This is a genomic window from Gluconacetobacter asukensis (genome assembly GCF_014174375.1).
In the GTDB taxonomy this organism is placed as follows: Bacteria; Pseudomonadota; Alphaproteobacteria; order Acetobacterales; family Acetobacteraceae; genus Gluconacetobacter; species Gluconacetobacter asukensis.
In genome coordinates this window covers 429,212-445,495 of sequence record NZ_JABEQE010000002.1, presented here as the reverse complement: position 1 = coordinate 445,495, position 16,284 = coordinate 429,212, and the positions used below count along the sequence as shown (strand labels likewise).

The window sequence follows — 16,284 nt, the reverse complement described above, 5'->3', positions numbered from 1 at the left end:
GCTGACGGCCTTCCGCGAGGTCGAGGACGCGATGGCGGCCTGGCATGACGATGTGGAACATACCGAATTGCTGCACCGCGCGGCCGAGGACAGCCGGCTGGCCAGCGACCGCGCGCGCAAGCTCTACAGCGCCGGCCTCGTAGGCTTCCTCGAGGTGCTGACGACCGAGCGCACCGCCCTGGCGGCGGAGAATGCCGAGGCCGAGGCGCGGCTGGAGCGCTTGCAGGATGCGGTCAACCTCTACACCGCCATGGGTGCGGGCTGGCAGGGCGTGGCCGTCACCGCCACCACGCTGCCCGTCTCGCTGGAAAAGCAGAACATCATCGCCCGCGCCTTCAAGGAATAACAGGGACCTCCCCTGGTGCCTGCCGGCCGCGACTGGTTCCCTCTGGATCGCGGCCGAAGGCTGGCGGTCCTTGCAGATCGCCAGATCGGGGCGCAGGACAGAATCCTGCACCCCACGGTCAAGACCCGTCATCAATACCGCAAGACAGAAGCGCCCGAAGTCCGACCGGCCGGATGGCGCACGACTCCCTGCGTGACCGCATTGCCGGCGCAGGAATGAGTCCGGACGCGAATCGTTCACACTCTCCGCGTCGCCATTATAAATTTATTCACAATGTCCACATAACATCCCGAAAACAGAACTCCGGGACAACAATATACCAAAACGTCTTTTTAATGAAATTAAGGAGTTATTTCAAAATGACGCTATAAACTCGCCGCGTTCATTTCAAATCTGCCGATAAAGCGGCATGCGGACGATAATAATCCGCGTGATTATCTTTGGTGCGGCAAATCCGATCTTCGATGCCTCTCGTGCCTCCCGGCAATGCCGATGCCGGGAAAAGGGACGAACAGCCGTCAACATCTTCCACCATGAGACCCCCTGTTGGATGGGACCTGATGACAGACGACAGCACGCTCTATGTCCTGATCAAGGAATCGGGACTCTTCGACGATGCGGCCTACAACGCCGCCAATCCCGACGTTGCCGCAAGCCAGATCGATCCGCTCTTCCACTACATCCAGCATGGCCAATACGAAACCCATCGCAAGCCATACCCCCAATTCGACGCACAACAATATATCGCCGATTTTCGTCTCGAACATGTCGAAGGCAACCCATTCCTCGACCTGGTCAGGCGAAATCGGTACAGCCCCGAGAATGCGGCAGTCGTCCTTTCGTCATTCGAAATCTATCTCTACGACCTGATTCTGCATTTCAATCTGTTCGACGAAGAATTCTACGTCAGGAGCAATCCCGACCTCAGGGATTCGGATATCCTGCCCCTGGTTCATTACGTCAAATACGGCATCCACGAACCGGCACGAAATCCCAACAGAAAATATAATAACCAGGCCTATACCCATCAGTTCAGGCGCGAGATCGCGCCCGACGAACCATCATTCCTTCATTATATCAGGAACAATCTCGGCCACGATTATTCCGATCGGGGCCTGCTCGAAAAATTCGATCGCGCCGCCCTGTCCCTGGCGACGCAGAGACTTGAGAAATTTCCTTTTTATTCCGACAGTGATTATAAAACTCTCAATCGGGATATCGAGACTTCCACGCTTCTGCCCCATCAGCATGCCATACTCTACGGCATTCCCGAGGGCCGCACGATCTTCTCGAAGATGCGAATCGCCGAGATTCTCGGCATGAAGATGGATGAGACCCCCACCTATCAGCCCGGTGCCCGACCAGCCAGGAATCAACCTGCACCTGGCAGTGTGGGCGTCTTCTATCACACCGACGGCAATTGTTTCATCAAGGATATCGCGGAAGATCTCGTCGCCTATCTGCAATCGGTCGGCCTGAATGCCACGCTCGAAACCGAGAAGACCCCCCTGCATGCAAAGCCGGACCTCTGCCTGTTCTGCGCCCCGCACGAATTCTTCTTCCTCGACGGCGCGAAGCATTGGGAGCGCGACGATATCCTCGGCTCGTCGATCATGGTCAATACCGAACAGCCCCAGACTCCATGGTTCAGCCGTGGCCTGATCTATCTTCTCATGTCAGCCGGTGTGATCGACTTCCTATACCAGAACGTGGAATTTTTCGAAGGGATCGGCATTCCGAGCTTCCATTTCGACCCGATTCCCGACAGCGCGCCAACCAGGGTTCCGGAACAGGACCGCAGCAATGCGCTTTTCCGCGTCCTGCCCGACGATGCGAAGCGAGAGACGGCAGGCACGACACAAAGGCCCATTGCGGAACGCAGCATCGACATCAGCTTCTTCGGCAATGCCTCCGCCAAGCGCGAGAAATTCTTCACCCGCAATGCCGCCGCCCTGGCAGAGCGAACCTGCTTTCTCTACTACCGCAAACAGCACGACCCGATCCGGATGGAAGGCACCAGCGAAATTCTGGCCCGCATGCCCTTCTATGTCGCCGAGAACAGCAAGATCTGCCTCAATATCCATCGCAACGACGACCCCTATTTCGAATGGCACCGCATCATCAAGCAAGGTGCGGCACGCGGCGCCGTCGTGGTCACGGAAGACTGCCTGCCGACGCCGCTCTACCGCAGCGGCGTCCATTTCCTGACGGAAACGCCACGTCATATGCCGCACCTGATCAACTGGCTGCTCGATACGCCGGACGGCCGCGCGCGCGCGCAGCAGATCCAGGATGCCTGCCTCCATCTCTTCAGCGACCGGAAGCTCCAGAAATCCAAGATCAACGACATCGCCAGATTTATCGGAACCATATGGCAGAGGACCAGCATCGATGCATGACAAGCCGTGGAAACCGCAGCCCGAAATCCTTTTCGAGCATGTCACGCGCCGCCGGAGCATCAATGGCGACCATGTCTCGGTCATCGTCACCAATTATAATTACGAACAATATGTCGTCGCCTGCCTGGATTCGATCGCCGCCCAGACTCACGGTCCACTCAGCCTGGTGGTGATCGACGACAATTCCAGGCGCGACGATTCCGTGACGACCATCATGGACTGGATGGCGAGCAACAAGCAGCGCTTCGTCTCGACGCGGTTGCTGCGCAACGTCATCAACCAGGGGCCGTCGGCATCCCGGAACACGGCCATAGAATTCTGTCCGTCCGACACGCTCTTCATCATGGACGCCGACAACATGATCATGCCGTCGGCCATCGCGAAGCTTCATGCCTGCATGACCCGTTCGGGCGCGCAGGTCGTCTATTCCCAGCTTGTTGAATTCGGCACCCGCAACCAGGTGGGCGTAGCCGACCTCTGGGACGTCGAACGGATGTACAAGAACAACTATGTCGACATCATGGCCATGATCGAAAAGTCGGCCTGGTCCCGGGTCGGCGGCTTCTCCCATATCGAAGAGGGCTGGGAGGATTATGATTTCTGGCTCAAATTCATCGACCATGGCATCGATGTCGTCTTCCTGCCGGAAATCCTTTGCCAATACCGGGTTCATGAGGTCTCGCGCACCGCTACCGAGGCGTTCAAGTCACATTACGACCTCGAAATTATCATGCGCTACCGCCATCCCAAGGCTCCGCGCCCGCTGCCAACGCAGGCATGAGCACCGCCAGGACCGGTACCCGCGCCGCCACGGGATGGAACACGAATCACGATGCGCCCGGATCTCTGCCGACAATCATCTGACAGGGCGCGCTCCATGCCAGACCACATATCGTCGCCCGCCCCTTCATGGGATCATTTCGATCTCGCCTGGATGAAAGCAACCTACCCCGAGATCAGGGACGTCGTCGGGACCGACAAGCCCGACGAAATCGGCGACCTGCCGCGGCTCGCCGGCATCTGCGGTTATTCGCCCAATCCGTATTTCGACGAATGCTATTATGTCGCGCGCTATCCCGACGTGCGCCAGGCGATCGCCGAAAAACGGTACGTATCGGGGTTCGAGCATTATCGCTCAATCGGCCATCGCGACCGGAGCCCGCACTGGCTGTTCAACGAGGAGTATTATGTCGTTGCCAATCCCGATATCGGCCGCCTGCTGCGCAACGACACCGGCCTGCGTAACGGCTACGACCATTACCTCCGCACCGGCGATGCCGAATTCCGCAGCGGGTCCTGGTTCTTCAGCCCGTTCGAATATATAAAATCGACATCGGACGAGATCGTCAGGACACCGTTCCGCCATTACCTGGCGCACCAGTCCGGATATTCAAACAGTGCCTGGTTCGACACAGACTGGTACATGACATCCTATCCGGAGGTCCTGGACGCCATCCGACGTGGCGAATGGCGCTCGATCCTTCATCACTACCTGTATGGCAAGAACCACGGTCACTACGATCCATGCCCGTATTTTTCAGAACGGTTCTACGTTGAATCCAATCCCGATATCCGCGATGCCATCGCCTCGGGACAGTTCAACAGCGGATACGAGCATTTCCTGCTCTACGGGGTGAAGGAACGCCGCCAGCCGCATCCGGATGTGGACCTGGACCAGTACGGCCACTCCCCCTACGTCCAGGCATTGCTACGGAACGGCCGCCGGCCAGATATCTTCGTCTCCTATTGCCGCGATCGGGGCGTCTCCCCCGATGTCGACGCCGCTCTTGAGCTGGCGGAAACCGCGACGAAATACGCGTTCGAGAAAAAGTGCAGCGTCCTGTCGATCAATGCGGCCCGCCGGCCGCTCGATTTCTCGTACGAGCGGCCGGATGTCAGCATCATCATGGCCCTGCACAATAATTTCAACATGACCATCAATGCCCTGACGGCGCTGCGCGCATCGCACGGCGGGGGCCTCCACCTGATTCTGGTCGATGGCGGTTCGGAAGACGAGACACGCGACCTCCAACGCTATGTCACCGGCGCCACGATCCTGCACTTTCCCGGCAATATCGGTTTCGTCCGTGCCTGCAATGCCGCCATTGCCCATGTCGAAGCCCCCGTCGTCCTGTTCCTGAACAATGATACCGAAATCCAGCCGGGCGCGATTACAGCCGCGTTGCAGCGGTTCCGCCACCATCCCCGGACCGGCGTCGTCGGCGCGAAACTTGTCCGCACCAACGGGATGCTTCAGGAAGCCGGCACGATCATCTTCCGCGACGGCAGCGTCGCCGGCTACATGCGCGGCAAGAGCCCCGACATCCCCGAGGCGAATTTCGTCCGCCAGGCCGATTCCTGCTCCGGTGCCTGCCTGTTCACCAGAGCCGACCTGCTGCGGCAGCTGGACGGTTTCGACGAAGCCTATATTCCAGCCTATTACGAGGAAACGGACTATTGCGTCCGGGTCTGGAAATCGGGACACGAAATCGTCTACGACCCGTCGGTCACCGCGATCCATTACGAATATGGCTCGTCGGACCTCACCTCGGGGGCAAGCTACATCAATCGCAACCGGCTTATCTTCATGGGCCGCCATACCGATTACCTGTCGCGCAAGCTGGTCAGGTCCGAGCTGAATACCAATACCGCCCGATCGCCGTCCCGCTCGGGCGCCCGACGTATCCTGTTCATCGACGACCGAATCCCCCTCAGGAATTATGGGTCCGGCTTCTCACGCGCCAACGATATCGTCACGACGATGGCGGAGGCGGGGCACGCGGTCACCATCTTCCCGATCTTCAAGCCGCTTGTTCATCCGAGCCATCTCTACACGGCCTTCCCTGACACGGTGGAAATCATATGGGACCGGGACCTGCCCGACCTGGACGCCTTCCTGGCGCAGCGGGCCGGCCTCTATGACGTGATCTGGATGTCCCGTACCCAGAATGTCCGCCGGCTGGTCCCGGTGATCGAGCGAACCGCCCATCTGATGTCGAGGACCATGCTGGTCGCGGATACCGAAGCCGTCAGTTCGGTGCGCGACGAGCAGAAGGACAGGCTGCACGGCATCCCCGAGGATCGACTGCCCGATCTGGCGGATCGCCTGCGCGCTGAATTCGAATGCCTGTTCGTCGCCAGCCGGATCGTCGCCGTCAACGCGCTCGACGCACGCCTGCTGACCGACCATGGCTTCACCGGCGTCCCGGTGCTGGGCCATCTGCAAACCCCGCGACCGGGTCCCCGGCCTTGGAAAGAGCGATCCGGGCTGCTCTTCGTCGGTTCGATTCATCATCGCGATTCACCGAACTTCGATTCTCTCGAATGGCTTGTCACCCATCTCTGGCCGATGCTGGAGCATGTCCTGCCCGACGACGCGAAACTGCTGGTGGCCGGCCATATCGGGCCTGCGGCCTCACTGGTCGGCCTGCCACGATCGCCGCGCATCGCCTATCTCGGCGAACATGCCGACCTGGCGCCGCTCTATGACAGTGCCCGCCTCTTCATCGCACCCACCCGCTACGCGGCCGGCATCCCCTACAAGCTCCACGAGGCCGCCGCCCACGGCCTCCCCGCCGTCGCCTCGGACATTCTGTGCCGGCAACTGGGCTGGCAGGACGGCCACGAAATCCTGCAGGCCCGCACCGGGGACGAGGTAGACTTCCTCCGCGTCATCGCAAATGCATACGGCAATCCGGCACTGTGGGCCCGGCTGCGCTATAACCTGCAGGCCCGGATCACCACGGAGAACGATCGTGGCACCTATGCCGAAACCATTGATGGAATCCTGAACGCCCCGTGATGTGACGGGAAAAAATAAAGGAATAATGCGATGGTCAGGTATATAAAGCTATATTGGTGGAGATGCGAATCTTTCTACAATATGGGGGATGAAATAAGCAGAGAGGTCGTTGAGTTCATCTCCAGAAAGCGAGTGATTCATGCTCCGCTGGAAGATGCCGATCTTCTGGCGGTCGGAAGTGTATTGTCTTTTACAAAAGGATGGGAGACGGCCAGCCGAAAAAGTCCCTATGTTGTCTGGGGAACCGGCTCTCTGGAAGCGGATGTCCTGCTCAATCAGGAAAAATATCTGCTGAGTGCTCTGCGGGGGCCGCTGACCTATAGTCTTTTTTCCAACTATATCTACAACCCGCTCAGCGTTCCATTCGGGGACCCTGGCATTCTAGTTTCGGCCATGTGGGAGCAAACCGGACGAAAGGACTATTCCTGGGGCATCATTCCGCATCACTCGCAACTGGAACAGGATTGGGTAAAGAGAATTCATGAAAACACGCGCCGCTCCATTATCATAGACACGACAAATCCGGATGTAAGGTCGATCGTGGAGCAGATATCCAGATGCGAGTTTATCGCTTCCAGTAGCCTGCACGGTCTTGTCTTTGCGGACTCTTACAGGATTCCAAGCATATGGCTGTGGAATGGCCCATTGCATGGCGGCGATATGTGGAAATTCCTGGATTATTTCTCGGGTATTGGGCGCAAATTATCGAGAAATTTCCTGTGTGAAGCTCTTGACGACCTCAATATGCTGGACAGCGATATCTTCGATGTCTCGCATTTCGGAAATATGAGCCTCATATGCAACAGATTAATCAGGAATTTTCCCTTCTGATCGATCTGGCCCATGCCGCAGGCCATATGCTTCACCGGATCGGACATCGTTGATGCCACCGTCCCGGCGGAAACGACGCGGTACCGTCATGACAGATCCGGCAGGATGGTGATGGTCAATGTCCTGGACTCTCGATTCGTTTCCGAACGGATTTTCGAGGGCGGCACCGAGATAAAGGAATTGTCGGGCCGTCGTCGCCTTGGGTGAGGACCAGACTTGGACAGAAAAAGAAGAGTGAGAGAAAAGTTCCAGAATATCTCCTTCATGATTTTTTAATGCGAATAGACCAATGATGAGGGCAGGCCGACCGTTCTCAGATCATTGTTGTACGGCTCATCTATAGATTCGTCGACAGTCAGACGAGATTATTCAAGTGCCGTCATCCAGAGGATAACCAGCATCCTCATTCTCTAAAAATATGTCTATTGGCCGCTCCGATTGGGAACGGATCAAGCGTGGCAGGCATGTCGTGCACGACTCCGCCCGGCAAGACAACAGACTCCCAAATCCGACAGGAGGCAGCCCTGACTCGCGCAACCAGTTTCCTCCTATTCGTCGCGCTGCTCGCATCCATGCCGCCGGCGACGATCGCCCAGACCCCGACAAATATAGTCGACCCAAATGCCGGTCCCCCCGCCTGGGCCACGAATGATGGCGCTGTATCGCTATTGCCCGGCAGCACCGGATCGGCTCCTGGCGACGACCTGAACGTCGCGCGCGCCGGCGCGCTGCTGGACGGCGCCCACGCGCAGTCGGACGAAATCCTTATATCCAGCGTCTTTGCGAACAATAAAGACGGTAGGAAGATTGTCGTCCCCGGAGGTATCTGGCCATCCGCGAAATTCGTTCCCCCCTCGCCGGCGTCGACGGTCTTCGTCGACGTTCCCGGGGGACTCCGGCACCGTCCGGGATTCGACATCTACGATCTCGGCTTCGGTGCACCGTATTTCGGGAACGGCGTCACGTCCGAAATGCACGGTACTGGGGGCGATGGCTCCGACGTCGAATTTTCACGCGTCGACAGTGGCGCCCTCGACAAATCGAACAAGCCGATGATTTCTTTCATTCATATCAACGACAACCACAATGCCAATACGCAGGGAAGCATTTCAGCAAAATTCTCCACGTACACGACCACCAGCAGTTCCGGCTACGCGGACAATGCCGTATTCAACATGTATTCGATGGGACGCAACTATTATGGGGGATTCGACGTCAATCGATGGGACCATACGGAAAATTATGGCACCAACTGGTCCTGGGACAACATACAGGAAATGTATGATTTTCAACCCTACACCTGCCCCCCCTCCGCCGACCATGTATATTGTATCGGACGCTTCATGAACGAGGAGGATATGGGCGGCGTGGGTCCGGAAGACACATCCTCGGCCTATGATCCGACGGCCACGACGCGCAAGATGTTCTGGATTACCACCAATCATAACATAAACCGGAAAAGTGACCCCAGACTACGCTGGGTTGGCGCCAAATCCTATCACATGTATCAGATGATAACGGTCAACAACCCGGCCGACAACGGGCATGAATGGATGTTCTATGCCTTGCCGACGAAACGAGATTTGACCGGCGTCAAGGACGCCGTCAGCGGGCATGACGAGCCGAATTGGATCTTCAGGAACTCCGCGGTCACGACCGATGGGGACCTGTCATGGACATGCCTCGGCCCCTATACCTACGACCTGGGCTCGATCATAAGCGTCGGCGGCGCAAATGATCCGTCAAACGGCTATTATGAGCGCATCGGAACCGTCCTCGAAGAAGAGGGAGACTATATCTACAATGCGATCATTGACATGTCGAAAGCCCGGTTCGACCCCACGACACACTACCATGTCTTTGCCCGGCTACAGCCGGACATGTATCTGGACCTGTCGGCCGATGGGACCCGAGACGGTCAGAACAGGCATCTCCTGGGCTACAGTCCCAAGGATGGCCTGACGTACACGATCAACGGACGCCCCTCCTTCCGGATCGGCGACGACGAGCATCTTTCCTCCGACGGTATCGCGACCCTCTCCGCCGGCATGCACAGTACCTTATCTGCCGCTGCTGCCTATCCAGCGCGCGGAACGACGATCGGCACCAACCTGTGGGGCGGACGCAACGACTCGGACGTCCTCGGCGGTGCAGGCGGCCTCATGCTGGGTGCCGTGGCGGGGCAACATGGACACCCCAATCCGACTCCGGCCGTCGAAATACGGAATGATAACCGCATCACCCTCTATGGCACGGCGACGTTCAAGGACGGCCTGGTCGTGGATGGGGGATATCTCCAGGAAAGGCTGTCGACCCCCTTATCGCCCTCGGCCCCCTGCTCCGCCGGACAATTTACCGATGACACCGACAATCACTATGTCTGCGTTGCCCCCAATCGCTGGAAGGAAGTCCGCCTTGTGGCAATGCGTTCGGACGGAATCCTCCCCGGATTTCCAGCCTTTACCCGGCACAGGCTTCCGACCTCCGGCCTGACGGATGGTGCACATGCACGCTGTTCAGACTGCCGTTTGCACGGTCGCACCGGCGTCGATGTGGTCTGGAACGCACAATCCGCCATGTGGACCGACGAAATGAACGATGCCCTGCACGAGTAAGCCACCGCGTCCCGTGCGCCATTCCGGGGCGGCTTCCGCCCCGTTTCCTCTACATCAATTGTCCAATTGCCCGCACAACGCGTTCAATATCGACATACCATCCGTTATGTTCGCCCTCTTCGAAAAAAAGCTGGGAATGATAACGGGCACCGGACAGTTGAGTCAGGCGCATCGGCCCGACATTCAGGTAGCTGGCCTGGATGAGTTCCAGAAGGGCAGCATCCTCCCGCGCGAACAGCATGTTCGAAACCCCGGCACCATGTCCCGCAACCACAAGGCGCGCCTCGCGGAACATTTGGATCTGCTCCCGAACCGGCTTTCCCGTGGCAAGATAAATCTCGAATCCCAACCCGCGCAGGCGCTCGATGAGGGCCTCCTCGTTTAGGATCGGACGTGCCTTCGTATCCTGACGAGATAGGTAGATCAAACGATCGCCACGATCGATCCGAAGAAGACCGGAATTTTCAAGAATTTTCTGTTGAAACGCCACACGCTCCGCGACCAGGACAGGCTGCGGAACGGAGCGACCAAGCAAATGGTCGCAATAAAGCGTCCGATCCGTTGTGACGTACTCGTCACGATCAAGGTCGATGATCTCAATGCGGTCGTTCCCCGCGAGGAGAATATCCAGATACTCCCTTCTAACGCCATTCAATTTTCCTGTTATAATATATACTTTCTCTATATATGTATTCTCGATGGCCTGTTGGCAAAGAGCGATCGCATTCAATGCCTCGGCCAGGAAATGATAGTAATTGTCATACAGATGATTAAAACCCATGATGGACACGCCCGGAAGATGGCGGCGGGGATGGGGCCGTTGCAGGCCGGTCCAGATGGGCTGGTAGAGCGACGTATAAAGATACGGTATCAAATAATCGCTTCCGTGAACGGGCACGCCGTCGGAAAAAATGAATCCGGAACCTCCGATGACGCAATTCGGTAATTCATTAATCGATAGGTCAAGCCATTTCGACGCGAACATGCCGCGCCATCTTTCCAGCGTCTTGGCGCGCTGGTCGTTATCATAGATCGCCTCGTCCACAATCACGGCAGGTTCATGAATGACACGGTAGTTGAGCAGATCGATGGGGTTGGCGGGTGTCGTGTAAAGGGCGCGTCCAAGTCTTCGAGGACTCTGGAACCCCTCCAGAAAAAACCCGCCAGCCCGACCGTGCGGCTGCAATATCTTTGCCTCGATGAACTCCAGATCCTGGCCGGGCGTAAAAGGCAACGCATTGAAACCACGTATCACAAACGCCGACATCTCAAAAACCGGTTGCTCGAAAAGATGATTAGGCCGATGCCCCAGTTCATTGAAATCGATATCGCCCGGCTGATCCAGGGGAACAATCCAGGGCGCGCGAATATCGAAGGTTGCCCCCCCGCCATAATGTTCAACCCGATAGACACTCGTCTCTCGTCCGATCCGGCTAAAGAACTTTAAGTCTATTTCACCGATCAGACAATTTTCCTGGTAATTTTCATGATGGCTCTTATAGCCCAGCGCCGCGAGATAAGTCCGGGGCTGCGAACTTGGTTCATAGAACATGACAACGGAAAAGCGGCGGGCGGCCTCCTTTATGAATTTTCCGGCACTTTCGAGATCGGGAGCATGCGTCAAAACCAGGGCAGTCAGGAGAATCTTTGCCTCAGGGAATGAAGCTGCATCATCCAGAGTGTCAATTTCCTGTACATCATAGTTCACGAAGGTTCTTGGCAGCGTCCCTTGGAATGGCCACATCGTCCTGAGAATCAGGATTTTCTCTCTAGCGCCCATCGACATACCACATACCTTTTTTACGTATTGTAGAACTCTAGGACGATTGCTCTACGCAGCTAGCTGCGTCGATGATCATGTTGAGCATTTTGAGTTGGTTCTCGCGATAGCATGCCTTGCGGGCCACCATTATGGAGATCAGGTCGGCGAATTTCTTTCTATATAAATCGCCGTTATCACCTACCGCCTTCCTGACCTCATCATCCTCCATCAGACTGTCATATTCTTCATGGTACCTGTCAGCGATCAGGCTGATATCTGGAAAACACGGATTTCCTGATGTCGAGCGATCCTCGATCTCGAACTTCTCCAGAAAATAACGCACAAGCTCCTCGTGAAACGCCACATCGCGTATCTCGGCGCTCTTGGGATGATCGCCGCGATTCCGCGATGATTTCCAAATAAATTCTTCGATCGATTTGAAATAATAATGATATATGACAGCAAATCTGCTGTCGGGATCGTCATTTACGTGCTTTCCCAATACACCATGACGCTCCTCATGCAATCTTGTCCTGATAAGAGAACCCACGCTATTTCGTCTGATAAACGAGTAATTGTCATATTCAATCGGAAAATGAGGATATGAGGTCGCGGCTCTCTGGGGCCTGAATGCGGTCTTGATCTTGTTCGCCTCATGATAGCCAGACCGGGAAAATCTTTCGAAGAAGGGCCTGTCTCGCCACACTATCTGGCCGCCACTCCCAATATTAATCCAGTCAAAAGCAACGCTATCAGTCTCCCGCCTCTCGATAAAAGAGAAATATTGCTTAAGATCAGCGAAGGCCCTTCTATCGTAGACAAACAATTCATCAAGATCGACGATCAGAACCCATTTATAATCCAATATTTCCGGCACAAATGACAGGCAATGGCTATATGCCTTCCCCTGGACATTAACGCCTTCTCCGGACACAGTTTCGAAATAGGAGACGAATCTCCGCTTCTCCATGGAAGCCAGAATTCTCTCTGAATGATCGATGCAGTCATTTATATATATAAATGCCTTTTCAAATCCTATCGACTTGTAATAGGAAATCCATTCCGCGAGATATATTCCCTCGTTTCGGGCGGTCGCCAGAACACAGAAATCCTTTCTGGGCTCGACCCTCGCTCGTATGGCCCGAACGATTATTTCGACTGGGCAACGGGGGCGCACGCCGAAACCTTCAGGCGGCACGATTCCCCAACTCAGGAAATCATATCGTTCATCTATCAGATTGCCCGGCTTCTCGTAGCCATCCCGGTCACGCAGCCACCTTATCAGGGGTCGAAGCGCATTCTCACTCCACACATCCCTGTTGCCATCGCAAATAACCTCAATCCACTCCGGATCATTAACAATATACCCCGCAAAATCCTCCAGGGTTTCCAGTGCGATCTTCTTTACGCTGGCCAGAAGCCCATCCAGGAGAAGTCGCTTCTCATGACAGGAAATATATTTGCGGTCAATTCCGGCCTCTATGTATTCGTTGAATTTGAATATGGATTCATAGATCTTTCCGGCGTAAGACCGATCTTGTTCATCTTCGATTGATATGTCGTCGAGCGTAAAAAGTTCCCACTCCATGGCCTGACGGCGCTCGCAGAAATAATATCCATCCGGATGACTGGATAAGAAAAGACCGGTCCCCGGAATGACAAGAGCAACCGCTCCGCTCTCATCACGACGGAGATCGACATAATGAAACCTGCTCACATAGGGGTCGAAATCAAAAGAGAACGGGCCGCCCCGGCTAAACATCAGATAGCCGCCGTTTTGCTCGCTTTCCGGCACCAGAAGCGTCATGCGGGTGCCCGTCTCCTGGTTCCGGCCCGGTTTTATGTGCCCGTCCTCGACTACCATCGGCCGCCCGAAATGGTCCGTAACCCTGTAGGTCTTATACATCTCGTTCCCCGAACGATGGCGTGCCTGCGATGGCTGATTCAGGATTCTGTCCGGTTGATTCACGGCACGGACGTCCTCTGCCAGTTCATGAAACGCGCCACGCAACGATCTTTCATAACGGACTCCGCTCCGAAACGACCGACGTCAGTCCGACTGCCGTGACGCGGAGGAAAGGGAGGAAGTGTCCTTTATATGCGTCACCTCCCTGGCTGCCTGTCCAGCGGGAAGGGAGAAATATCTTGTCTCCCCTTCAGACCCGGCCTCGGAAAATCCACACTGAATATAGATATTCCGGCACGGCGTATTATCCTTCGTATATGTGATGCTCGCGCGAATCTCGCGATTGTCTCCCTGCTCTCTCATGATGGAGGCGATTTTTCCAACCGCGAATTCCTCGACACCCATACCGAGGACGCGGCAGCTCATGACATACTGGACGATCTCGCTTCCCTTGACGTAGACGACGCCGACCAACCCATATTCCGTGAATTTATCCGCAACGTGGAACGCGAATATGCGGCCGCCCGCTGCCAGAAAGCCCGAGACCTCCTCGAACTGCCATCTTTTCCCGGTGGTGTTGAACTGGTTCGTCTTGTTCGTCAGTTCGATCGCACGGCCGAACTCGGCCTGCTGAATGGAACTGATTTCAATGAAGGCAACTTCGCACCTAAGGGACTTCAGAAATTCCTCCCGGCTCATGGAACTGCGTGTTTCCTCGCGCCGGATCTGGCCCCGGATCATCTCCTCGCGCCTTTCCGATTCGGTCGTCATCCGGACGATCTGGGTTTCGGCCGCCCACAGAAGAATACGACGGGTCAGGTAAGGGTTTCCGCCGATCGTGCGGATATCCGGAAAAGCCGAGGCAACGGCCTCGCGCTCCACCGGATTATCGTCGACGAATATGACGCTCTTGGGCTTTACGTTGAATTCCTGGCATATTTCCTCGATGTTTTTCGCCTTCGGCTCCCAATTGACCTTGATGGAGGCAAAATCGTCCAGCGAGATGAATCTGGGGTCCACCACATCGTCCCACCGTTCCCTGACATGCTCGAGATCGTTCTTGGAACAGAGCGCGACCAGGATGCCCCGTGCGCGCAGATAATGAACAGCTTCCCATAAGCCCAGGGGCCAGCCATCCCTGCGCGGCCACGGCATGGTATCGCTCCGGTAGTTCTCGGCAATCTGGCCGCGCCATAGCGTATTATCGAGATCGAAGACCACGACCTTGACCTGGTCGACCTGCCGGACCGTTCGGTACAGGCACTCGGCCTGGCGAAACGCCGCGCGCAGGAACTGTTCTTTCTTTATGTCATACACATGGCTGATATCCGGAATGGGCTCATTCCGTGGAATGGCATTAAAATCATCCCAATCCTGGTAGATCACGCCGCCATGAGAATAGAAATAGATGATGTCGTCCAGCACATATTGCTTCCCGATCGAAGACGCCACGGAATTTATGTCCGCGACATAGGCGTTGTCATATTCCGACACTTTCTTCGCGAGATAGGCATTCAGTTCCGTGACGATCCAGCACAGGTCCCTCGCGCCGAACCCGTCATGAAGGCTGGGCGCCGTGCTGCGCTGCGGGACGATGAAATTGGAAACGAACGTCAATATCTTATGCCGGATATTGTAGGCCATTGCCGTTTCAAGCATGGCGTCGATGACGTTATATCCGTCCCGCAGGATTTCCTCGCCGAAATCCGCCTTCAGAAAATTCTGGCCCCAGATCACCCGGTCGCTGATGACGCTGCGCAGGGGTATCTGCACATACTGAAAATTATACTCCGTGATCGGGGCCGGCGGATCGTTCGGAATTTCGCTGATGAAATTATACGGTATGTAGTCGAACGACATATCCGGATATAATCCGCTGAATCCCTCGAAATACAGCGACGTCAGGCACGAGCCGATCAGCAGAACGCGGTTGATGCCGCTGTCGGATACTTCCAGCTCGTCGGGGAAGAGATAATCGACGTCTCGCACGACACTGGATTCGGCTGTCGGCTGGTTCACGGACATATCTTCTGGCACCCTGTCATTACGCGTCATAATAAACTTCGTTTCCGGAACGGCCGGGCAGCACAATATGACTTTATCGATACGCCCATCGGATTCCATTATTCCAACGGACTCCCACATAGCGAGGCCGTTTTTATTCATTATGACGATCTTGCCGTCACGCGCCTCCCAGAATTTCTCATTATCGTGAACATATCCTTCCACATGTCCACTTTTATCGAGAATGAAATTGTCCGAGAGCGCATCGCCTGAGAGAGGGCCGAAAATGAACGGAACCCCGGACACTCTCGCTGACAGGCCGGGTGCGGATTCGTCGCGGTTCGTGACAATTTTCATCTCAGATCCATCTGTCGAAAATGATAATGTACGGCCATTGCATTCGCTTTTTGTCCTGCGCACTTCAGGATCCCGGCATCGACGACTCGTACGTTTTTTGAATATGATTCTTCAAAAATTGCCACCGCAGACGCGCCTGCGTTTTAGGACGTTCTTTCACACAGACGCTCCTCTCCGACAGATGGCGTCGGTAGGCTCCCTTTCGGATATGATGGATTTCCCCTAAACGCGCCATCACGGAATCAATATATTTTCTTCCTTA

9 protein-coding genes are annotated in these 16,284 nt (G+C 55.7%); 6 read left to right on the top strand and 3 right to left on the bottom strand.

What is annotated here, in order from left to right:
• The 6 genes from HLH35_RS04345 to HLH35_RS04320 form a co-directional block, all read left to right on the top strand.
• On the top strand, positions 1–346 hold a 346-nt coding region (locus HLH35_RS04345), incomplete at its 5' end, for a TolC family protein (RefSeq protein ID WP_182977933.1).
• 560 nt (positions 347–906) lie between these two features.
• Positions 907–2,745, top strand: coding sequence for a CgeB family protein (locus tag HLH35_RS04340; RefSeq protein ID WP_246384818.1), 1,839 nt, complete (start codon positions 907–909; stop codon positions 2,743–2,745).
• Entirely contained in the window at positions 2,738–3,526 is a 789-nt protein-coding gene (locus HLH35_RS04335) for a glycosyltransferase family 2 protein (RefSeq protein ID WP_182977932.1), read from the top strand. Before HLH35_RS04340 ends, HLH35_RS04335 begins: the two co-directional genes overlap by 8 nt.
• A gap of 96 nt (positions 3,527–3,622) precedes the next feature.
• Positions 3,623–6,547: a glycosyltransferase gene (locus HLH35_RS04330; RefSeq protein ID WP_182977931.1), complete on the top strand. Its 2,925-nt coding sequence runs from the start codon at positions 3,623–3,625 to the stop codon at positions 6,545–6,547.
• Between the two features lie 81 nt (positions 6,548–6,628).
• Complete coding sequence (locus HLH35_RS04325) at positions 6,629–7,378, top strand: polysaccharide pyruvyl transferase family protein (RefSeq protein ID WP_182977930.1); 750 nt, start codon at positions 6,629–6,631, stop codon at positions 7,376–7,378.
• Positions 7,379–7,842: 464 nt separating this feature from the next.
• Complete coding sequence (locus HLH35_RS04320; protein WP_182977929.1) at positions 7,843–9,993, top strand: hypothetical protein; 2,151 nt, start codon at positions 7,843–7,845, stop codon at positions 9,991–9,993.
• Between the two features lie 49 nt (positions 9,994–10,042).
• Here HLH35_RS04320 and HLH35_RS04315 read toward each other — a convergent pair whose 3' ends face one another.
• The 3 genes from HLH35_RS04315 to HLH35_RS04305 all read right to left on the bottom strand — a co-directional run bounded on the left by HLH35_RS04315 (position 10,043) and on the right by HLH35_RS04305 (position 15,680).
• Positions 10,043–11,779 carry a glycosyltransferase family 61 protein gene (locus HLH35_RS04315; protein WP_182977928.1) on the bottom strand — a complete coding sequence of 579 codons (1,737 nt, stop codon included), beginning with the start codon at positions 11,777–11,779 and terminating at the stop codon, positions 10,043–10,045.
• Between the two features lie 31 nt (positions 11,780–11,810).
• Positions 11,811–13,562, bottom strand: a complete 1,752-nt coding sequence (locus HLH35_RS04310; RefSeq protein ID WP_182977927.1) for a glycosyltransferase family 2 protein — start codon at positions 13,560–13,562, stop codon at positions 11,811–11,813.
• A gap of 243 nt (positions 13,563–13,805) precedes the next feature.
• Positions 13,806–15,680, bottom strand: a complete 1,875-nt coding sequence (locus HLH35_RS04305) for an HAD-IIIC family phosphatase (RefSeq protein WP_408870093.1) — start codon at positions 15,678–15,680, stop codon at positions 13,806–13,808.
• Positions 15,681–16,284 lie beyond the last annotated feature (604 nt).